Below are 21,542 nucleotides of genomic sequence, written 5' to 3'. Positions count from 1 at the left end.
CCAGGAATTAACCTGGGCCGCTTTTATTTTGTCTGATCTTCTTTCGCAGCGATTAGAAGAAACCGCCGCCGCCGATACCGCCGGTGTTGTTACCACCGCCAGTGTTGTCGGTTTGTGCCCCGGTGTTGGTACCGGAGAACGTGTAGGAGGTAACTTCACCAATCGCCGAGAAAAGTGGCGTACCGTTGAATCGCACATAACGACGGTCTGCCGAAACCACAGCGAATGCCGAGAAGTTTGTACCTTCAGGAAGAGTCGTAATCACTGGGCGGTAACCCACCGAGTTACGAACGCGGCGAACGAAATCGTTCGATCCGTTGTTGACGTCAGCAACATATTCTTCCGAGGCAGTCGAGCTTTCCGAAGCGGAATTTAGCTTCGCAGCGACAATTTCACGTGTCATTGCGGCTTGCGTTTCGACAGCCACTTGAACCTGCTGTTCCGAGAGGCTTTCGGTTCGGCGGCCCGTTGGCACATTGAAGGTGACCAAAGCACCGTCCTTGCCAAGTTCCAACTGACGACGTTCGTGGTGCTGCTCGTCGGTTCCGTAGTTGGTGAAGACGTCCACGGTAATTTTACCTGCGGTCACGTCGCCCCAAACTTTTCGGACGAGCATTTTGTAGTCGCCCTTGAAGCCCTTCGGCAACACGTAAACTTCGTAGGCACCGTCGGTCCCGGCATCCGCCAGCGAAGATGCTGCATCGCCGAGGAAGATCCCGCCGGAGATCGTGCGAGGATTATGTTGCGAGCAAACGCTTCCACTTGGTTCTTCCACGACTAAGTCTAAGTCTGATTCGCCTGACCAGGTCACTTTCACGATCGCATCACGCACGAGTGCTTCGCGAATTTGATCGTTGAAGGCCTTGGCTTCCTCGGATCGTTTTTCGTCGATCAACTTCTGCAACTGTGCCTTGGCAATGTTGAAAGCATCCGTACGAACGTTGAGTCGTTCCTTGGGCCATTCCTGCGACAAAATGCCGATGCATGCCCAGCGAATGGCATCTTCGTCTTCCAAACGTTCCGCGACCGCTAAACCAGCCGCGTAGGGTTCCGGACGAAGTGGTTCCATTTGCGAGACGTCCTGGTAGAGCTTCAAAGCTCGTGCGTCCAAGTCCAAACGAGACATCAGAGCAGCAACAACCAGCATGTGATTCGGCCCTGTCGAGAAATCGATAGCACTCATCAGGGCACGTTCGATTTCTTGCTTAGGAGCATGATCAAGCTGCATTGCCAACGCCATTGCTTCGTACATCCAAGGCTGCAGTTGTCCGTTACGCAGTGCCAACTGAATAACACCGGTCACGTCACTGTATCGCTTGGCAGCCATGGCACGTCGAACTTCGCTTCGCACGGCAATCGCTGGAATACGTTCTTCGGTTTCAAAAGCTCGTTCCCAAGCCTGCAGACGAGTTTCGCCGTCGTTGACCTTCAGAATGAAAGGCTCTTTTTCTGCCGTAGCAGGATCGACTTCTGCTTCTTCAGCTGGTTGTGCAGCTTTCACGTCTTCGATTTTGCTGACGGTCTTTTCGTCGGCCACAGCGAAGACACCGCCACCACCGCCGAAGCCACCTTGGTTGTTGCCGTTAAAGGCACCACCGCCACCGCCGCCGCCGAAACCACCGCCGCCGTTGACACCATTGCCACCGCCGCCAAGCGTACCGATCTGGGCCGAAACTGGCAGAACCAAGTCAGCGACAGGATACACCTTAGTGATCAATTCGCTTTCCGCTTCTTCAGGCGTCGTGATCATCAGCACTTCGTTAGCGACGATGTACGTCAGATCAAGTTCCTTCAGCATCAAACGCAGAGCCGAACGGAGCGAAATACCTTCGATGTTTCGCGTGACTGGGGTATCGGTCGAAAGACCAACATCTTCCAAAGCACGATTGTCGATTTGAATTTCGATGCCGTGAAGCTGTTTCAGATAACCGACCACTTCTTCCAGTGGCGTATCGATAAACTGAATCTTCGTTTCGGCTTCCAACTGCTGGAAGATCTTCTGCTCGGCAGTACCTGTCGAAGCCAAGTCAACCGAACCGTACTTCTCTTTTCGGTAGTAGATCTCTTCCCAGAATTCAGCATCTGGATAGACAATCGGTGGTTCATCCGGGAACGGCACGTGCGACTTTTCGACTTCAAAGAGCGTGTCGACCATCCGCTGGTAGCGGATTTCTTTGATCGCCATCATCGAGCGGTAGTTACCGACGATTTCCGCGATTTCAACGCCAGCGACAGCCGCTTGGTTGTAAGGGTCCATCGCTCGAACTTCCTGGGCACCTGCCAAGGCTTCCGAGTATTTTCCTTCGTCCATCAACGCGTCGAACATTTCCATGATCACGCGAGCACGTTCTTCGTCACGCAGAAGCTGCTCGGTAAGAGCAATGCGTTCTTGAGCGATCGCTTCACGCTCGGCGATTTCCGCACGGCGAGCTTCCACTTCCACGGCACGAGCCGACGATTCGCGAATGGCTGCAATGATCTGATTTCGCAGACGAGCACGCACGTCTGGATTCAAGTCAGGAGCACGCTCCAGATTATCCAGCAGCAACTTCAGGGCATCACGCGTTCCATCTGGATCGGTGCTCATCTGTTCGCGAGCAGCGGCGAGCCGGTTGGTCACTTCCGCTTCGATCACGCGAGCATTACGAACACGATCGAGATCAACGTCGTTGAGGAAACGACCGTCATCCGCACCTAGATTCAAAGGAGCAGCTGCATCACTGGAACCATCGTTTTGGAAAGCGACAAACTGGAATGGATTTCGGCGAGCCGAAGCACCTTGATTGACAGGAGCTTTCTCTTCGGCAGGCTTATCGCCTTCCACTTTCTCGGCAGCTTTGGCAACTGCTTGGGCTCGTGGGTTGCCTGGATCGATTTCCATGGCAGCTTTCGCGAGTCGAGCCGCCCCTTCCTTGTCGCCAGCGGCAAGGGCTTGGCTTCCAAGGCGAGCATATTCGTCGGCCGAAGCCATCAGCACGCTGGCCGTTTCACGCAAACCAGCTGAACCAACCGTCGGGAGGTTCAAGCCTTGATCCTTCTGCGCCAACTCGATCAGTTGAGGAAGGTAAGCGTGATCTTCATTAGTTTTTTCAGGATTAGCGGTCCACTTATGAGCAAATGCACCACTTCCTTTCACTTCCACACTGACAGGAGCATCGGTGTCGAGCACACCAACGACGATCGAATCGCGATCCGCTCGCAGCGGTGGAAATTGACTTGGATAAGCTTCCGCCACGTTCGCCGAATACTTGACCGAAGCGGGCCAAACAACGGGGGTCGTTGCATAAGCAGCCAATTGAACGCCTGCTTGCTCAGCAGGAATTTCGCGGGTGTCGATTTGCAGCATGCCGCCGGAATGATTCGCCAGCGTAGCGAGCGTTTCGATGTCACGATCTGGACCGATCGCGAGCGAAGTCAAAGCAACTTTGTTATCACGAAGCTTCGCAATAACGTCCTTGAATTCAGTCTCCGAAAGGAAGTTTGCACGGCTGCTGCCATCGCCGATGTAAACGATCGAACGATTGAGCTTGTCACTCTTCGAGAATGCTGCCACCGAGTCGCTAATAAGAGCAGCCATGTCGGTTGCCCCGAGCGGTGTTCGGTTTTCCAGAGCGGCGAAGGCTTCCGCCATTTCGCTGCTGCCAGGCTGCACGAAACTTTTGGTCATCGGCACGGCCATGATGTCGCCGGCAAACAGTTGCACGCGGCAATCACTTGGAAGCGCTTTCATCAATGCTTTGGCCGAGGCGATTGAATCGGTGCGGAAGATTCCCGCCTGGCTGGCAGAAGTATCGACCATCACCACGACTTCTGAAGGCTTGGCTTCCGGCTTCTCTTCAAGAGAAACACTCATGGCGAAGTAGCGAGGACCGGCCGCTTGTTGATAGGTGGTAACTCGCGTGGCGTCTTCTGCCATCGTCGGAGCTACCCAAAGAACGGCCAGCCCGATTGCCAAAAATGCCGAGAGACACTGCTCGAAGTGCTCACGCTTAGGCATAGTCGAAACTCCAAAATAGATATCGTGAGAAGTGTTGTTCGATGCGACTCTGTTCCGAAACGGCCGCAGGTCGACTGAGTCAGGCAAGCCCTAAATGTACGGACTTTTCCGACGGAAAACGTTCTCCGCGCAGGGATTGCGTCCCAGTCTGAACCCTAATTCTATTTCCCGGCTGCAATTACTGCCACCAAAAAACAGCGAATCCGCTTAAGTTTAGCTGGATTAACATTTTGAGAAAATAGATGAAACGGGTCGTTCCTGCAGGCATCCCCTGACTGGGGAGATTCGCCGCTCGGAAAACGGCGTAAAGGGAGCCGTAGCTCCCTTGCCTGTTCTATCATAAGTCACGATCTAGAAGCGACTTGCTAAAATTAGAACAAATCTGGTAGATGCGATACCCGGTGAATTGGCAGGAGCTCGGTTTGTTTAAGCGAGGCAATCGAGATCGGCTGGGTAAAACTGGTCCAGTGTTGCTGGAATTGCGTGGCCATCTCAAATAATGAGTATTCGCCAGCGAACAGCGATCTAACTTGTTCTCGTACAACAACTTTGAACGATTCAGGAACGTCTGGCTGAGCGTTCTTTTCAGCGAGCAGTACCGGGTCGACGCGACTTGGCATTTCGTCGCTGTTTTCGTAGACGTAAACCACTGTCAGGTCATCGGTTACGAATACGAACCAATCGTAGATCTCTGGCTCGAAGTAGTGGTTGTACTCTGCATAGCCATAAGGATCGAGCGGAAACTGAGCTTCGTCCTGAGCGATCAGTTCCATAACCTCTTCCCCAGTATGCACTTGGGGCAGATTGTCTATCTGGATTAGATCGACGATTTCCTCACCGGTGTGAACATCCGGAAGCTGGTCGAGCTGAATCTCGCTTGGGGAAGATTCCGACAGCACATCGTGCGACGTAACATATTTCAGGTTAGCAACTTGTGACTCGAATTCAGCCTTGATGATTGCTCGTAAGTGGGCGTTGACGGTGTCTTGGAAGTCCACGTGAATCGGGTTATTCAGAAGCGACTCCCACTCTGCGATCATCTCAGCCGCAACCTCTTTCTTTGCAACCGGTTCCGAGATTTCCGCGAACGTATGATCGCGAAGCATGCTCCATTGGAACGGCGGCCGCTTCAACGCTTCCGCAATGCGGAACTCCACTTCGGGATGGAATTCTGGCGTCAATTGGACGCTCACCAGGGGCATACTTGGTGAAGACTCGGCGGCCTTTACCTGTACGCTTGTACAACAAAAAGTTATAATTAGTGACGCAAATAAGCGGGCAAACGTGCGGCAGTGCATTCCTCTGTATCCTCCCAGAGTATTCTCGATAGAACGCGATTAGGAAACTTAGGCAATCCTTGCATCGCGTATTTGGTAGGTAGTTTAGCTAGACTAGGGTATCGTCGACTTCAAAATGAACCCATTAGGCCCATTGAATAAGTCAGGCAAAATGCGTTAACCAGGTGCCGTCACATTCCGCACCTTTTTTCACAGACCTCCCGCACCCTCGATGGTCGAAAACCGAAAGAGGGGCCTACTACCGCTCAACGCAATCCTCTCGAAAATGGATTGCCTTCCCCCATCGATGCCTTCGACACCTCAGATCGTGTCTGGAAATAACGCCACCAATGGAATTTCTGCAAGCCGCTCATCCCTGGATTGCCATCGCGACCACGCTGGCTGTCTTCCTGGCGATTCAGTTCGCTCGGCGCGTTCCTGTCGATCTTCTGTTCTTGTTGGCGCTTTGCTTTGTCACGCTGTTTGGTGTCATCACGCCGTCGACCGCGATCAGTGGGTTTTCCAGTCGTGCGGTGATTGCCATCAGTGCGTTGCTGGTCGTTTCAGCCGGCCTACGAAAGACAGGCGTCCTCGATTGGATTGGCTCGAAGATCCTTGGCCGCGCGACAGACGAACGCTCTGCCCTGCTCCGATTGACAGGACCGATCGTCGTTTCCGCGGCGTTTGTTTTGAACACTGCATTGGTCGCGATGATGATGCCGGTCATTCTCGATTGGTGCCGGCAACGCAATCTGTCCCCTTCCAAAATCTTGCTGCCTCTCAGTTATCTGACCATCCTGGGTGGCGTTTGCACATTGATCGGAACCAGCACCACGCTGGTCGTCAATGAAAAGCTGCGCGACAGCGTCGTGATCGTTCAGGAAGAAATCACCCAACTGGAAAGTCAGATTGCCACGGCCAACGATGCCGATCGACCGGCGCTACAAGAAAAACTTGCTAATCGCCAACGCGTTCTTCCTAACGTTCAGCCGATGGGCTTCTTCGAGATCAGTTGGATCGGTGTTCCGTGTGCCCTTGTCGGCAGCTTGTACATGTTGATCTTGGGCCAACGCTTTTTGCCTGGCAAACGCGACATCATGGAGCAGCTGGGCGATCAACAACGCGAGTACTTAGTCGAAATGCAGGTTCAGCCAGACTGTCCGCTGATTGACAAAACAGTTGAAGCGGCTGGCCTGCGAAATTTGCATGGATTGTTTCTGATTGAAATCGATCGCGACGGCGACATCATTACGCCGGTCACGCCACGCGACTTTGTTCGTTCCGGCGATCGCCTCGTGTTTACCGGGTTAGTGAACACGATCGTTGATCTCGAGAAAATCCCTGGGCTCATTCCGGCCGCCGATCGAACGTATGAGTTTCATCCGCAGTCGCGTGTTCAGCGTCACCTGACCGAAGTGGTTCTCAGTCCTTCTTCGCCGCTGATCGGTACGACCGTTCGGAAAGCGAACTTCCGCCAGTTGTATAACGCCGCTGTTGTGGCCGTGCATCGAAATGGTCAACGTTTGCCGAACAAAATCGGTAACATCGTGCTGGAAGTTGGCGACACACTATTGCTGCAAACACGCAGCGATTTCATTTCGCAGCATCGTAACAACCGCGACTTTTATTTGGTCAGTAGCGTCGACGACGCCGAGCCGCGCCGTCATGATCGAGCCATCCTGTCTGGCAGCTTGATGATCTTGCTGATCCTATGGCTTTGCTTGACGTCGGTCTTCTCTGGACTCGAATTCGCTGGTGGCTGGGGCAGCCCGGCGATTGCCGCGCTGACGGTTGCCGGCCTGATGATTTTGACTCAGTGCCTTTCCGCTTCCGAAGCACGTAGTGCTCTCGATATTCAAGTGGTCGTGACCATTGCCGCCGCATTAGGCTTGGGCAATGCCCTGTGGGAAAGTGGGGCCGCGCAAATGATCGCCGAAGGACTCGTTTCGGCCGTTGGCGTGAACCCGTTCGTGCTGTTGATTGTGATCTACCTGATGACGGTCGTCTTTACCGAAATGATCACCAACACTGCCGTCGCGGCGCTGCTGCTGCCGATTGCCGTGGCGATTGGTCAAGAAGGTGACGTCAGTCCGCGTCCTTTCATCATGGTGATCGCCATCGGGGCGTCGATGGCCTTCCTGACGCCGATCGGCTACCAAACCAACTTGATGGTGATGGGTCCCGGCGGTTACACCCCGCGCGACTACCTCAAGTCCGGCATTCCCCTGGCCATCCTTATCGCCATCACCGCAATCGTACTCATCCCACGAATCTGGTCGTTTTAACAAAACGAACCGCCTACAAAATCTCTGGTATTTCCAGGATTTCTCTTGTCGTTATTGCTAACAATGCCTACGTTGGGTTTAGGCATTGTGCGGGTACGCAGATACCTCTCAGTGACGAAACGCTCCTTCATACTCTTATCGTGGTGCCGTTTCCTTCCATTGGCATGGACTCATTCTTTATTTTTCCAAAGGGTTTTTACTGATGCGCACAAAAGATTTCCCGAGGAATCGGGGTGGCTTTACGTTGGTCGAACTATTGGTGGTGATCGCCATCATCGGTGTTTTGATCGCGCTTTTATTGCCGGCGGTTCAACAAGCTCGAGAAGCGGCACGGCGAATGGACTGCTCGAATCGCCTGAAACAGATGGGGCTCGCCATTCACAACCATCACGATACCTTCCTGCATTTTCCGGCCCTGCGAAACAACAACGGTGGAACGCGCAGCACGAACCCGAGAGGAAACGAAGGACGCAACAGCGGGTTGATGTTTATCCTGCCGTTTATCGAGCAGCCGGCCGTTTACGAAATTATGTCAAAGCCTGGCACCTTCAACAGCACCGACGTACTGGAGTTTGGTCCGATTCGCGAGCGAGCGTGGTATCCGCCCTATGTGGCGAAGTTCGATGCGTTTGTCTGTCCATCCAATCCTTCGACACCTGCCAATATTTGGGGGAACTCGTTTGGTGCTCGAAGTTACGCAGTGAGCCTGGGCGACTCGATTAACAACAACCATAACCTGGAAAACCCACGCGGTATTTTTGGTCGTGTCGATGCTGGTAAGAAGTCGCAAATCGATATGAGCTCGATCACCGATGGAACGAGCAATACGATCATGATGGCCGAGCGTGCGTTTGGTGTTTCTGGCGACACTCGCAACATCAAAGGCTTTTTCGCGAACAACGTAAGTGGCTTGAATGCATCGCCGATCGATTGCATGACGACTGCCAGCCAAGGGCGTTACCTTACTTCGCAATCGGTTCAAACCGATCGCGCTGTCGGGGTTCAGTGGTTTGATGGTTACCCAGCGTTTACTGGCGTGACGACCGTTCTTCCTCCGAACAGTCCTTCGTGTGCTCGCGACAACTGGGGAGACTCTTGGGGTTTGTTCAGCGCCAGCAGTTATCACCCGGGCGGCGTCATGGTACTGATGGCCGACGCTTCCGTGCAGTTCATTCCTGAAACCATTGATACCGGTAACTTGACCGCCGCCGAGGCGACAAGCGGAATCAGTCCTTACGGCGTGTGGGGAGCGTTGGGTAGCAAAGCTGGCGGCGAGACGGTTTCGCTTCCATAGCATTGTGCCAGCAGATTACCGGTTTTCTTATTCGCTTTGTCTCGTCTTATCAGAGGAATGGGCAACAATGCGCTACGTCCAGAATGTCGCTTTCGTGACGTTTTTATTACTTGGATCGACGGCTTTATACGGTTGCAATAATTCGGGCTTGCCGAAGACGGAAAAAGTCTCGGGCCAAGTCACCTACAAGGGAGATCCCGTTGAAAACGCAACGGTGATCTTCAGCCGTGGATCGAAGAACATTGCCCAGGGAGAGATCGCCCTGGGTAAGACCGACGCCGATGGCAAGTTTGTTTTGACCACCCATCTCAGCGGCCAGGCCGATGTGGAAGGGGCCATTGCCGGAGACTACGAAGTTACGGTCTCGAAGAAGATTCCGCCTCCTGGCATGACGCAAGCGGAATACGACAAGAAGATGGATGCCATCAACAAAGCTTCTGAACAAGGATCGGTTCAACCGCCAGGTATGGAGCTTCCACCGTTAGTCGAAATGTTGCCACGCAAATATTCTGCGGCAGCAGCCACGGAACTGAAAGCAGAAGTGAAGCCGAACGATGCAAATGAGTTTGTCTTCGACTTGAAGTAACGTCTCCGATTCTACGCCGACGACACTCGACCCGAGTTGGCGGAACGATATCGATCGAAATGAAAAGGGCCTCGATGTGCAATCCATCGAGGCCTTTTTTATGTGGCCTAAGCGAGCGAAATGGTCTCACGTTTCGCCAGTTGTCCAGCACGGCAAAAGGGACTCGGCAATCCACAGCGAGTGGAGAATCCATTTTCGCGGTTTACCGAACGGCTCGATTGGCGTAGTTCGATTTGTGGTTAACCGATGCACCATCGTGAGGCGTTACCTGGTGCGATCAGCGGCGTTGCGTTCTAAGTGGTTGATGTCCCTGTAGTAGCAACACGTCTGCACAAAAGAGGCGATGGTCCATGCCAATGGCGATATCGCTCTAATGGATGAAGCAATCTCGCACTGCAGGTGTATTCTACTTAATTCTTATTTTTTATCTCAGCAACTCCTCGCAAGTTGCTTGGCATTAGCTGTAGACATCGACCGGCTCTCGTCGTATCTATTGTTAAGGATAAGCGTCAGCAATGCCGCATCTTGCTGCACAATCCCGAGAGAGCGGTATCGATACCCCCATTCCTGCACCATGCGACGCTTTGCCCAGCCCACTCCTGCGGACGTAGAAAGGCCCCTCACAATGCATAAAAGACGGATTCGATCTGGTTTTACCTTGGTCGAGCTCTTAGTCGTGATCGCCATCATTGGCGTCTTGATTGCCCTGTTGTTACCAGCGGTTCAGCAAGCTCGCGAGGCGGCTCGGCGTAGTGAGTGCTCGAACAACTTGAAGCAGATCGGCCTTGCCGCGCACATGTTCCACGACACCTACACGAAGATGCCGCCGCTGGTGAACTGCCAGCAAGGATACAGCGTGTGGGTTCACCTGATGCCGTTCGCCGAACAGAACGCCCAGTACGAACTGTTGCACTCGGTGAATACCGATAACTGGAAGGACACGATCTTCGAGAACTTCACGCAACAAGAGAAGGAAGGGATCAGTTCGATCTCGTATATGACTTGCCCTTCGCGTCGCAGTGGCGTGCAGATGAAAGGGGATGGCGGTCAGCAAGGGCCTTGGAGCGACTATAGCGCCGTCGGCTACGACTCATCGAACCCTGTCTTCAACTTCTATTACAACCCCAACGACAGCTCGCACGTTAACGAAACGATGAGCATGCTTCGCGTCGGTATTCCCGTCAACGGTGGCGACAATAACCCATGTGGCGATGCTCGTCCGCGCGATTCGTTCTCGCGTGTCACCGACGGCCTGAGCAACACGCTGATGTTCGGCGAAAAGGGTATCGGCAAAGATCAACTGGGTGTTTGCTGTGGCGAAACCGGGGCCGACGGTTCATTTCTGTATACCTCCGACAGCTGGCGTGAGTTTGCCGTGGCAAGTTCGATTCGTCTTCGCTTGGGACGCGGACCGAACGACAACGCACGACCAGACAGTGGACAGGGGCACGGCAGTTGGCACCCTGGCATCACCCAGTTTGTGCTTGGCGATGGTTCGGTGCGACCGATCTCGACGAACATCTCGCAAAGCACGCTCGAGAACCTGGGCAACGCGATGGATGGCAATGTCATTGGCGAATTTTAAGCCGACCGACATTCGCCCAGGGCGACGACGATCCGAAGCATGATTCTCGTCGCCTCCACCTCCTGCAACCTCTCAACGAAAAGCAATCCCATGCCACGAATCGTATCGATACTGTCCTGTTTGTTACTGCTTGGCGCGGTAATCGGCTGTTCTCAGCAAACCGAGAACGCCGTCTATGGAACGATCCATTACGACGACGGAACGCCTCTCAGCCAAGGCGAGTTGATCTTTGACGATGGGTCATACTCAGACATTGCTCCGATTGATAGCGAAGGCAATTTTGCCGTCGAGAAAGGACTGCCGGCTGGGACCTACAAGATCACGCTCGGAGGTGTGTTAGAGCCAGACGCTACCGGCAACTACGCTCCGATCGTCCATAAGCGTTATTTGGATTATCGATCGACCGATTTGAGTATTCAGGTTCCCATGACTAGCGAGGGCACCGAGGTCGTAATCGATCGACCGAAGAAGTAACAGATTGCTCAAACCTACCTGCGAGTGACGTTCGACTTGTCGCTCGCTTCCCCCGCAATGCGTGCCAAGGGCATGCAAATCTCCCTTGCCTCAAAAACTTCACGATATTGCCGGGAATTTCCCTAGTTGATATCCCGAGATTTTATATAAATAAGTATTGGAAACGCAACGTTTGTGAGATTTTTTACTTTCGCGTTTCCCACCCCTTTTCCCTTAGCTGATGCGCCCTGCTGCCCACTCCGTCATGCGCATTCGCGACTTCATTTCTCATTCGTACGGACAAAATTATGGCTCTGAAACGAAATGCATCGGGGTTTACCCTGGTGGAATTGTTGGTGGTGATTGCCATCATCGGTGTCTTGATCGCTTTATTGTTGCCGGCAGTGCAGCAAGCTCGAGAAGCGGCCCGACGCATGTCTTGCTCGAACAATCAGAAACAATTGGGCATTGCCCTCCACAACTACCATGACACCCATGGCAGTTTCCCGCCGATGATCGTTCGCGAAGCGACCCCGACCGATGCGTCGTGGGCGTGGAGTGCGTTGATCTTGCCCATGCTGGAACAGTCGAACATCTACGATCAGCTACGCGTCGGCAAGCAAACGTTGGCCGATGCCGCCAACACGACTGCAGGTGAAGACATCTTGGGCCTGCCGCTGGAAGCTTACACTTGCCCTTCCGATGCACGCTCGAGCGATACGTCGCCGCGAGCCGTCTCAGGCGTGAATCTTGGCTTATCCAGCTATCCTGGCGTCAACGGACATGGTCCACGCGCCTATTACTACGACGAAGGCCCAACGCCGTCTGCGTCGGGTATTTTCTCGCACCGCGTTGATGGTTACGGATTCCGTGACATCACCGATGGTTCGTCCAACACGATGGTTGTCGGCGAACGTGCTTTCCACCCGAACTACAACGAACGAAATTCCCCGACTCAGTGGGCAGGGACTTCCGACGGCAACCAAGACAACAGTGGCTATTACGGTTCGCTGGAAGTCGCTGGGTGCACAGGCTACCCGCTCAACGAGCCGCAGATCACCAACTGGCAGTATCAACACTGGTTCAGCAGTCTTCATCCAGGCGGAGCGATGTTCGCGTTTGGTGACGGCAGCGTTCATTTCATCAGTGAAACGATTGACCAGAACACGTACCAGAATCTCTCGAATCGCGCTGATGGTGTGACGCTCGGCGAATATTAAGCCGCGGCGTTTTCTCAGCCAGATTCTTAGCTATAAGGAGATTCACTCATGGCATATCGATTGGCGTTGCTGGTGGGCTTAACCACCATGCTGGGTTGTTTCAGCGGAAAGCCAGACCTCGACTTTGCCGACGTTCATGGCACCGTCACGCTGCAAGGGGAACCGCTGCGTGACGCGACGGTTCGCTTTCAACCAGCCAACGGACGGCCTTCGTACGGTAAAACCAATGAGGCTGGAGAGTTCAAGTTGAATTTCATGGGACGCGAATGGGGAGCTTTGGTCGGCAATCATACGGTTGCCATCACGACCGAAGACCGTATTGAAAATCCCGAGACCGGCGAGACTCGCTGGCAACCAGAGATCTTGCCGCCGAAGTACAACAAGCAGTCAGAACTGACCGCCAACGTTGAACCTGGCGACAACGAATTCAACTTTTCGCTCGACGAAATGAAAAAGGGAGCCAAGCGTCCCTAGGGAATTTGCAGGCTGCCATCTTCGTTGAACTCGAAGGCACCGTAAGCCACTTCCCACAGATAACCGTCAAGATCAGAGAAATAGCCGGAGTAGCCACCCCAAAAGGTGTCCTGCCCCGGCTTTTCTATTTTGGCACCTGCTGCTTCGGCTTGCTGTAGAATCTGATCGACTTCGTCCTTTTGACGGACGTTATGAGCCAATGCTATCCCGGTAAACCTGGCGGGCTTTTCGCCGATCCAATCCTCGCCGACATCTTCGGCCAACTTGTCCAGCGGATACAACGCCAAGCATGTTCCGGTCGTTTGAAAGAAGACAACACCACGATCGCCGGTCCATGTTGTCGGCAAGCCGAGACCATCGCGATAGAACTTTAACGAGCGTTCCAAATCGGCAACGCCCAAAGTGATTAAACTGACGCGCGGTTCCATGGCCTGAAATCCTGTCGACTGCTGTGGGGTAAAGGGTGTCAAACGCCAAGTTGCTTGGTCTGTTCGCTGGGATCTTCCGTCTCGTCCTCTTCTTCGGCGGCCTCATCTTCGGCGTCGCTCGTTCCGGTATCTTTGAAATGCTCTTCCAGTTGTTCTTTCTCTTGCCGCACTTTATCGAACTGATCGAGCGGATCAAAGTCGGGGTCGTTCGCTTCACGGAAGACTTGATCGAAGCTGGTCGTGATGGCACTGAAGCAAGCCATAAAAATCGCTAGACCGCCAATCATATAGAACATGACGATGATCTTGCCGGGCACCGATTCCGGAGACAAATCGCCGTAACCGACCGTTGTTCCCGTTACCTCCAGAAACCAGACGACAGTGAACAAACTGCGAAACTCTTCCTGATGCATTCCTTCCACTTCAAACAATGCGAACGTGGTAAACAGAATCATGATCAGCGTCGCCAGCATCAACGGTCGCAAGTTCCAGTAGGAACGATAGAACCCCAATGCCATCAACTGCAGCCCGCGCGAGTAGCGAAAGAACTTCAGCATCCGTAGCACGCGTAGCGTACGAATCGCGTGCAGAAAAGCGTCGGTCGTAAAAATAAAACCGGTCCAGAATGGGACAATGGCGATTAAGTCGATGACGCCCAATGCGGTGAAAGGATAAAACCCGCGACCTGAGTTTCGTATCAGGCGGACGATATATTCCATCGTAAATATCAGCGCGACGATCCGTTCGGACCATAGGAAATAGATCGGTGTGTCGTGGCTGTCATCGTTGGGATAGAACTGGCATTCCACGGCCAGCATGATCACGCTGTACCAGACCAGTGGAATGACCACACGGTCGAGTCCGTCGATGACGGTTTTCAGAAATGTGCCCCGCTGATCTGCCTCCGGTGCTTGGGAATTCATGCGGCCTCCGATGTTGCTTCATGACGCGTTCAGGCAAAGATCTCCCGATCCTAGTGGCTTCATCGTAACGGACTGTCCGACGATGCCCACCGCAACTAAGCGTAATTCCCGGGGTTTCTTGCAAAGATGACTGTTTTTTGAACCACTTCGCGTAGAATGAACGTGTCGCTTTGTTGGATGCCGATTTGCCGGAAAGTCTCTGAATGACCGATCTTCAGTTTTCAGTCGAACGCCCAATCTTCCTGTTTTTGCTGGCGTTGATTCCGGCTTTGTGGTGGGTTTCATGGAACGGGCTCGCAATCGGCAATCGCTGGCGTTGGTTTCTTTCCAACGGATTGCGAAGCGTTCTCGTCTTATTGGTGGTGCTCGCCCTGTCCGAAGTAGAACTGGTTCGGACGAACGATCGTTTAACGGTGATCTATCTGGTCGATCGCTCGCTGAGTATTCCCGCGGACCGTCTCGAGAATGTGATTGACTACGTGCGAACGACCGCGAACACCTATCGCGATTCGGTTCCAGACGATCGCGTAGGGGTGATCAGTTTTGGAGGCGACGCCGCGATCGAAATCCCCCCTTGGTCAGGCGACTTGTTCCTGCGGTCGCAATTGGAAGCGACCATTGATCCGCAGCAAACCAATCTCGAAGCCGCATTGAAACTGGCCCAAGCTGCGTTTCCCGTCGATGCGGCCAAACGTGTTGTGATTGTCACCGATGGCAAGCAGACGTTAGGGGATGCGTTGCCAATTGCTCGATCGCTAAGCCAGGCAGGTATCGGCATTGATGTTGTTCCGATTACCGATGTCGCTCGCACGGAGATCACCGTCGAAAAGATTACCTCGCCGGCGACGATGCGCGAGAAGGCTCCGTTTCAAGTGCAAGTGGTGCTGAACAATCGACCTGGGGTCCATTGGGATCAAAACGCAGCTCAGGAACCAGTGCCGGGGCGAATTCGAGTGCTTCGCAAAGGAGCCGGACGCGATCAAGTTGTTGTCGAGCAATCGATTGAACTTGAGCCAGGGACGCGCGTGTTCAGCTTTCAAGATGAGCTGCCGGACGGAGGTTTCTATACCTACGAAGCTGAGTTTACGCCCGATCGTGAAGGAGTGGATGGGTTCACGCAAAACAATCGTGCAACGTCGTTCACGCATATAGAGTCGTCCGGCCAAGTCCTGCTTGTCGTCGACTCGACACGCCCTGACGAGTTCGATGACTTCGCCGAGATGCTTCGTCGTAACAACTTGAAGGTAACTGTTCAGCCAAGCGATCAGCTATTCACAAAGCTGTCCGACTTGCAGCCCTACGATGTCGTTGTGTTGGCAAACGTTGCCCGCAGCAGCGGCGACACCAACGGGCTGACGGCGTTTAGCGATGCCCAGATGCAAATGCTCGCAGACAATACCCGGAACTTAGGGGCAGGCCTGGTCATGCTCGGCGGGCCTGATAGCTTCGGAGCCGGCGGTTGGCATAACACGCCCGTCGAAGAAGCGATGCCGCTTGAGTTTCAAATCAAAGATGCCAAAGTCGTTCCTGTCGGCGCATTGATGTTGGTGATGGACAAGTCAGGCTCGATGTCTGGCGAAAAAATTCATTGGTGCAAGACGGCCGCCCGAGAAGCTCTTCGCGCACTGGGCCCACGCGACTACATCGGCGTGACGACGTTCGATGCCTCGGCGACGCAAACAGTTCCGCTTCAAGCAGCCAAGAATCGGCAGTTTGTGATGCAGATGATTTCTCGGCTTGGTGCTGGGGGTGGAACGAACATGTTCCCCGCGATGGAAGACGGCTTCCGCCAGTTGCAAGCAAATGAAGCGGCCGTGAAACATATGATCGTGTTGACCGACGGCCAAACGCCGAATGCGGACTTCGCGAATCTGACCAGACAAATGCAACAGGTCGGTATCACCGTTACTTCGGTCGCGGTCGGGCAAGATGCCGATGTGCGGTTGCTGAATCAGATCGCTTCAATCGGACGCGGCAAGTTCTATCAGGTCACTTCTCCCAAAGCGATTCCGCGAATCTTCATGCAGGAAGTTCGCCGAGTTGCGCGTCCGTTGGTGTTCGAGAATCCCAACGGCATGATTCCCCAAGTCACAGCCAACCACGAGATTTTAAAAGGGATACCGACGTCGCTCCCTCCCTTTTCTGGTTACGTGATGACTACGCCGAAAGACAGTCCATTGGTCGACGTGCTGCTGACGGCTCCTGAACCATCGGGGCAAACCAACGCACTGCTTGCCGCATGGCAGTATGGCATTGGGCGAAGCGTTTGCTGGACGAGCGATGCAGGACAACGCTGGACAACCAACTGGACCGGCTGGGAAGGCAACGAAAAACTATTGATGCAGATGATTCGTTGGAGCATGCGAAGCACCAGCGAGTCGGACAACTTTCTGATTGCCTCGGAGGTGAAGGGGCAAAAAGTAAAACTGATTTTGAATGCCCTGGACGATGACGGGAACTTCGTCAACTTCGCTTCGCCGCAACTCAATGGCGTCGGCCCTCGTTCCGACCGAATCAGCGAAGCGTTCGTGCAAGTCGCTCCTGGTCGATACGAAGCGGAGTTTGATGCGGAACATGCCGGCGCACACTTCTTAGCCGTTTCTCCCGAAGCGGGACAAGCTCCGCTAAGAATCGGTGTGAACGTGCAGAATGCTCAAGAGTTTCGCGATCGCTCCGACAACTTGCCTATGCTGCGGCGATTGGCCGAACTGACTCCCCCCGGCGGACAACCTGGCGAGGTATTCAATCTCGACATGACCGACGAACAACTCGCTAACTTGGAAACGACCCCTTTCCGTCACGACTTGCCGAAAGCCAGCAGCCAACGACCGATTTGGTACCTGGTGCTGGTTACCACCGCGTGCTTATTTGTCATGGACATTGCCAATCGTCGAATTTTGTGGAGCTTCGCCTGGATCGGGCCAATCTGGGCGAAGATGCTCGATCGTCCCGCTGAAGAAGCCCCTGTGGCTGAGTCGCTTAATCGCTTGAAGGCTAAAAAGGAGAAGCTCAACCAGGATTGGCTCGACACGTTTGCTCAGGAGGAATCGACCACGGATCCTTCCCCACCTAAGACGATCGAAGTACCACAGCAGCAAACTGCTGCATCGGCCGAAGCGACTCAGCCGAGCCTCGAAACGGACTCGCAACAAGGCTATCTCGACCGCTTACTACACGCCAAACGGCAAACACGACGGCAAGACGAAGAGCAGTAACCATGTCGACCTGCGCGACACGCATGTCATTTCGTGCGACACGCCTGTTGCCTCAACCAATGACCAATCATCTGAATCGACGTGTTTTTCCGTAGGTTGCGTCGTTCGCGTCTGCTGGCATGCTCTTTGCAACTCCCTGTGACGCGCGCCTGCATTTCCCCCAACAGATACATAGAGGTTAACGTGAACATTTCCCGTCGCGTATTCGTTGCGATTTCTCCTTGCTTGGTTCTTGCGATTGGCTCGATGGCCACAGCGGCCGACAGCCCAATTTCGAGCGACGCTCAAAAGAAGCTCGATGCGATTGTTTCGAAAGGTTTGTCCTACCTCGAAAAGAATGGCCAGGCCGACGACGGCAGCTTCACCGCTCAAGCAGGACCAGGCCTGACTGCTTTGGCCGTGACGGGAGCTCTTCGCAACGGCAAGTCGGTCGACGATCCGGTGGTCGCCAAGGGTTTGAAAGCGCTTGAAGGCTTCGTGAAACCAGACGGCGGGATCTATGGCAACGGTCGTTTACGAAACTACGAAACATGTGTTGGCATGCTTTGCTTTGAAGCGGCCAACGCCGACGGGCGATATAACGACACGCTCAAGAAGGCTCGCGAATTCGTCACCGGGCTGCAGTACGCGGAAGGAAAAGTCGCCAAGGATGACGTCTGGTTTGGTGGCGTTGGGTATGGCGGTCCTAGCCGTCCCGATCTTTCCAACACGGCCTACCTCGTTGAATCGCTCATCGAAACCGGCAGCGAAGCAGATGACGAAGCGATTCAGCGTGCCCTCGTGTTCGTGTCGCGTTGCCAGAACCTGGAAAGCAAGTACAACACGACCGAAGTCGCCGGCAAAGTTAACGATGGTGGTTTCTTCTACGAGATTCCTCGTGAGAAAGTCGATCCTTCGACTTCGCCGGAACGGTATACGGAAAACGGCGGCGTCCGTAGCTACGGCTCAATGACTTATGCCGGCTTGAAGAGCATGATCTATGCTGGTCTGACGAAGGACGATCCACGCGTGAAAGCCGCAACACAGTGGGTTTCCGATAACTACAGCGTCGAACAAAACCCAGGTATGGGCAGCGCCGGCTTGTACTACTATTACCACACGTTCGCCGCCGGTCTTGGGACCGCAGGTCTTAATGAAGTGACCGACGCCGAAGGCAACACACACAACTGGCGAGAAGATCTTATCAACGAACTGGCCGAACGCCAGAACGAAGATGGATCGTGGGCCAACGAAAATGGTCGCTGGTTCGAGAACGATAAAAACCTCGCAACGGCATTCGCCCTGATGGCATTGTCCTACTGCGATGCTGATTCTTCTAAACCTGCCGCTAATGCTGCAGAGTAAGCTTTCGCCTTGCCCTCGGAGTCCGCTCTTCACCATCGAGAGGAGCGGACTCTCTTTTTGCCATGCACGCTCCCATTGAACCCACCACCGCGAATCGCGTTTCTCAGGAAAACACCTGGGCTGGTCGCTTTGCACCGATGCGGCATCCCCTGATCCTTTGGCTGATCAACGCAGGCATCTTGCTGCTTTTGGCCGGGTGGATCATCTGGGACGCTCGGTTCTCTTCAACGTGGGATCACCTTCAACACGAACTGGGGCTTGCCGGTGAAAGTTCTACACTGGACGAGTTCGCCAACACGTTTTTCATCCGCTGGAAGATCTACTCGTTGGCTGCCATCGCCATCGTTTCAACGCTCAGCCTTTCAGCTTTGGCCGTTGGGCTGATGTTTGGTGGGCGCGGATATCGCTCGCTTGCCTCATGGATGGTCGTACTTTCATTGGCTTGTGGCTGGCTGGGTCTGCTGGCTGGCTGGGATGAAATGATCTGGGTCGGCAAACGACTCCGAATCGATTCGCATGTTGCCGCGTTCGAGCCAATTGCCGACTCGCTTCGTACCACGTGGCCTAAGCATGATGGCCAGCAAGATCATCTCGGCCCTTTTATGGCTTACCCCGCAGGAAAGCCAAAGACACTTATTTTGCTGACGACGCCTGAGATCGCAAAATCAGGACCGACGTTCAGCAGTGTCGAACGAAGTGACGCCGGAGGAATTCGGTTTCAGCTTTCTGGCAACGAGCGAGGCGTCTGGCTCGAATGGCACCCCGATGGCAACCAGCCTGATTCCTTCGTCGGTGGTTTGCTCGAACCGCATCATCTACTGCGAAGCGTTCCACTCGGAGATGGTTGGTACCTGGCTCGGTACGATCAAGCGGCCATGGCAAGTTAGTGCCGCCGCAGATAGTGGAAACGCCAAGGAAAGAAACGAGACCGCGTTATCCGGTCTCAGGAAACATACTGCGAACTGTGTCGACAAACAGCGATTCAATCGAAGAGTCGCTATCGATCGAATCTTGCAGTCGCGGATGCAGGAAGATCCGAACCTTCTTTACGTAGTCGTCAAACTGTCGTTTCGCTAACGTCTCGACCATCGGCGAGACATCGCCAAGCCCGCGATATTTTCCGCTGTTCTGATCCAACACGTCGATGTTGAACTGCACTTCCAACTTCACCGGTGGTGCATCGATCAAGATCTCGTGCGGAGCAACCCGCTTACCTAAATGTCGGGACAATGTCGTGGCAAACTGATCGCTCAGCTCGACCAGCCAGTCGTAAGGCCGACGAGCAATTTGATGAAACAGTTCCGGATGCTCGAAGTGAGAGTACTCGAACAATTGCTTGTACAGCCTTCGCGTCGGGCCGAACAGCCCTGCCAACAAGTCGCGAGCCGGACCGTTGCTGGCCGCTTCCAACATGACGTCAATCATCGGACGTTCGGTCAAACGAAAGAGCGAGTCAAGCTCCAACTGAGGACGCAACATGAAGAACGCACGCTGCAGCATGGCGGTCGCACTTCGTACGGCATGATGCCAGTAAACTTCGCTGAACATCACATACCGAGCAAAGACCATCATCTCGGCGGCCGTGCGGCCCTTGTTGGTCAGCGCGAGCTTATCGCCTGCTTCGTTCACGCACAGACTTGCGATCAGGCGCTGCTGATCGAAGTTCCGGCCATACGGAACCCCGGCATGCAAACTGTCTCGCTGAAGATAGTCGAGCTTATCGACATCGATCGGCCCGCTGATGACACTTTGCATCAGCTTCATTTTGGCGGTACGTCCTTTTTCCGAAAGGAAGCTGACGACGTCACGCGGATTGATTCCCCAGTCGTCACGCAGGCAATCGGCAATTTCCCCTTCCAGCAGAAAACTGTTGGCGAACAGTTCATGCTGGGGAACGCCGGTCAGCCGCATGTCTTCAATCGGATGGCAAAACGGCCAATGCCCCAAATCATGGAGCAACGCCGCGACGATCATCAGCTCGGCATCTGCGGTTTCGATGACTTCCGCGAACTCCGGCACATGAGCCAAACGCTGCAGGTAGAGCAGCATGGTGCGGTACACACCCAAACTGTGCTCGAATCGGCTGTGATGAGCGGCCGGAAAGACGAGTGAAACCAATCCCAGCTGGCTGATATGGACAAGGCGGCGAAATTCGGCCGTATCGACCAAGTGCCGAACCCGATCGGTCATCGGGACGTCCAAGTCTGGAGGGATACGAATCACATCGGATCGAGACTGCAGCCCAACCACTTCCGGTATTTCAAGGAGTTCACTCATGAGCGCCGGTATACCTGAATGAGGCCGCGATGGGAAGATGGAGGCAGTTAACCCTCCCTTAGGGTCCGCCGGGCGGACGCGGAATAAAGCGTCTAATCGGTATATAGATCGGCGTCCGCCCAGCGGACACTAAGGGAGGATAAAGCCCAATCTAGCCACTAAGGCTCCTTCGGTCTAAAATACT

The 21,542-nt window shown here is 54.1% G+C and carries 15 protein-coding genes; 10 read left to right on the top strand and 5 right to left on the bottom strand.

Annotated elements, in window-relative coordinates; translation table 11 throughout:
- Positions 1-52: 52 nt before the first annotated feature.
- Both LA756_RS26130 and LA756_RS26125 read right to left on the bottom strand, forming a co-directional pair.
- Positions 53-3,997 carry a hypothetical protein gene (locus LA756_RS26130; RefSeq protein ID WP_224437659.1) on the bottom strand — a complete coding sequence of 1,315 codons (3,945 nt, stop codon included), beginning with the start codon at positions 3,995-3,997 and terminating at the stop codon, positions 53-55.
- A gap of 371 nt (positions 3,998-4,368) precedes the next feature.
- Complete coding sequence (locus LA756_RS26125; RefSeq protein WP_224437658.1) at positions 4,369-5,190, bottom strand: hypothetical protein; 822 nt, start codon at positions 5,188-5,190, stop codon at positions 4,369-4,371.
- A 434-nt stretch (positions 5,191-5,624) separates the two neighbouring features.
- On the opposite strand from LA756_RS26125, the gene LA756_RS26120 reads away from it, so the two are divergent.
- The 7 genes from LA756_RS26120 to LA756_RS26090 all read left to right on the top strand — a co-directional run bounded on the left by LA756_RS26120 (position 5,625) and on the right by LA756_RS26090 (position 13,171).
- Positions 5,625-7,559: an SLC13 family permease gene (locus tag LA756_RS26120; RefSeq protein WP_224437657.1), complete on the top strand. Its 1,935-nt coding sequence runs from the start codon at positions 5,625-5,627 to the stop codon at positions 7,557-7,559.
- A 202-nt stretch (positions 7,560-7,761) separates the two neighbouring features.
- Positions 7,762-8,853, top strand: a complete 1,092-nt coding sequence (locus LA756_RS26115) for a DUF1559 domain-containing protein (RefSeq protein WP_224437656.1) — start codon at positions 7,762-7,764, stop codon at positions 8,851-8,853.
- 67 nt (positions 8,854-8,920) lie between these two features.
- Complete coding sequence (locus tag LA756_RS26110; protein WP_224437655.1) at positions 8,921-9,439, top strand: carboxypeptidase-like regulatory domain-containing protein; 519 nt, start codon at positions 8,921-8,923, stop codon at positions 9,437-9,439.
- 625 nt (positions 9,440-10,064) lie between these two features.
- A complete protein-coding gene (locus tag LA756_RS26105; protein ID WP_224437654.1) occupies positions 10,065-11,024 on the top strand; it encodes a DUF1559 domain-containing protein in 960 nt (319 codons plus the stop codon).
- 90 nt (positions 11,025-11,114) lie between these two features.
- Positions 11,115-11,498, top strand: a complete 384-nt coding sequence (locus LA756_RS26100; protein WP_224437653.1) for a hypothetical protein — start codon at positions 11,115-11,117, stop codon at positions 11,496-11,498.
- Between the two features lie 287 nt (positions 11,499-11,785).
- Complete coding sequence (locus tag LA756_RS26095) at positions 11,786-12,697, top strand: DUF1559 domain-containing protein (protein WP_224437652.1); 912 nt, start codon at positions 11,786-11,788, stop codon at positions 12,695-12,697.
- A 48-nt stretch (positions 12,698-12,745) separates the two neighbouring features.
- Positions 12,746-13,171 carry a carboxypeptidase regulatory-like domain-containing protein gene (locus LA756_RS26090; protein WP_224437651.1) on the top strand — a complete coding sequence of 142 codons (426 nt, stop codon included), beginning with the start codon at positions 12,746-12,748 and terminating at the stop codon, positions 13,169-13,171.
- On the opposite strand, the gene LA756_RS26085 is transcribed toward LA756_RS26090, so the two are convergent.
- The gene (locus tag LA756_RS26085; protein ID WP_224437650.1) at positions 13,168-13,599 is read right to left on the bottom strand and encodes a VOC family protein; all 432 of its coding nucleotides are present in this window, start codon (positions 13,597-13,599) and stop codon (positions 13,168-13,170) included. The genes LA756_RS26090 and LA756_RS26085 overlap by 4 nt on opposite strands.
- 38 nt (positions 13,600-13,637) lie before the next feature.
- Entirely contained in the window at positions 13,638-14,522 is an 885-nt protein-coding gene (locus tag LA756_RS26080) for an ion transporter (RefSeq protein WP_224437649.1), read from the bottom strand.
- Positions 14,523-14,725: 203 nt separating this feature from the next.
- Here LA756_RS26080 and LA756_RS26075 point away from each other — a divergent pair, with 203 nt between their 5' ends.
- The 3 genes from LA756_RS26075 (at position 14,726) to LA756_RS26065 (ending at position 19,968) form a co-directional block, all read left to right on the top strand.
- Entirely contained in the window at positions 14,726-17,737 is a 3,012-nt protein-coding gene (locus LA756_RS26075; RefSeq protein ID WP_224437648.1) for a VWA domain-containing protein, read from the top strand.
- Between the two features lie 246 nt (positions 17,738-17,983).
- A complete protein-coding gene (locus LA756_RS26070; RefSeq protein ID WP_224440440.1) occupies positions 17,984-19,081 on the top strand; it encodes a prenyltransferase/squalene oxidase repeat-containing protein in 1,098 nt (365 codons plus the stop codon).
- 62 nt (positions 19,082-19,143) lie between these two features.
- On the top strand, positions 19,144-19,968 hold the full coding sequence (locus LA756_RS26065) for a hypothetical protein (RefSeq protein WP_224437647.1): 825 nt from the start codon (positions 19,144-19,146) through the stop codon (positions 19,966-19,968).
- A gap of 46 nt (positions 19,969-20,014) precedes the next feature.
- On the opposite strand, the gene LA756_RS26060 is transcribed toward LA756_RS26065, so the two are convergent.
- Positions 20,015-21,358 (bottom strand): HD domain-containing protein, encoded by a 1,344-nt coding sequence (locus tag LA756_RS26060; protein WP_224437646.1) that lies wholly within the window; start codon positions 21,356-21,358, stop codon positions 20,015-20,017.
- Positions 21,359-21,542 lie beyond the last annotated feature (184 nt).

This window comes from Bremerella sp. TYQ1 (assembly GCF_020150455.1).
GTDB lineage: Bacteria > Planctomycetota > Planctomycetia > Pirellulales > Pirellulaceae > Bremerella > Bremerella volcania_A.
Note: the sequence above shows the minus strand (reverse complement) of the source record. Positions and strands in the feature narration are given on the sequence as shown.

Coding starts and splice junctions, on each gene's coding strand:
- LA756_RS26130 (WP_224437659.1), bottom strand. CDS start 3,997: ATGCCTAAGCGTGAGCACTTCGAGCAGTGTCTCTCGGCATTTTTGGCA.
- LA756_RS26120 (WP_224437657.1), top strand. CDS start 5,625: ATGGAATTTCTGCAAGCCGCTCATCCCTGGATTGCCATCGCGACCACG.
- LA756_RS26115 (WP_224437656.1), top strand. CDS start 7,762: ATGCGCACAAAAGATTTCCCGAGGAATCGGGGTGGCTTTACGTTGGTC.
- LA756_RS26110 (WP_224437655.1), top strand. CDS start 8,921: ATGCGCTACGTCCAGAATGTCGCTTTCGTGACGTTTTTATTACTTGGA.
- LA756_RS26105 (WP_224437654.1), top strand. CDS start 10,065: ATGCATAAAAGACGGATTCGATCTGGTTTTACCTTGGTCGAGCTCTTA.
- LA756_RS26100 (WP_224437653.1), top strand. CDS start 11,115: ATGCCACGAATCGTATCGATACTGTCCTGTTTGTTACTGCTTGGCGCG.
- LA756_RS26095 (WP_224437652.1), top strand. CDS start 11,786: ATGGCTCTGAAACGAAATGCATCGGGGTTTACCCTGGTGGAATTGTTG.
- LA756_RS26090 (WP_224437651.1), top strand. CDS start 12,746: ATGGCATATCGATTGGCGTTGCTGGTGGGCTTAACCACCATGCTGGGT.
- LA756_RS26085 (WP_224437650.1), bottom strand. CDS start 13,599: ATGGAACCGCGCGTCAGTTTAATCACTTTGGGCGTTGCCGATTTGGAA.
- LA756_RS26080 (WP_224437649.1), bottom strand. CDS start 14,522: ATGAATTCCCAAGCACCGGAGGCAGATCAGCGGGGCACATTTCTGAAA.
- LA756_RS26075 (WP_224437648.1), top strand. CDS start 14,726: ATGACCGATCTTCAGTTTTCAGTCGAACGCCCAATCTTCCTGTTTTTG.
- LA756_RS26070 (WP_224440440.1), top strand. CDS start 17,984: ATGGCCACAGCGGCCGACAGCCCAATTTCGAGCGACGCTCAAAAGAAG.
- LA756_RS26065 (WP_224437647.1), top strand. CDS start 19,144: ATGCACGCTCCCATTGAACCCACCACCGCGAATCGCGTTTCTCAGGAA.
- LA756_RS26060 (WP_224437646.1), bottom strand. CDS start 21,358: ATGAGTGAACTCCTTGAAATACCGGAAGTGGTTGGGCTGCAGTCTCGA.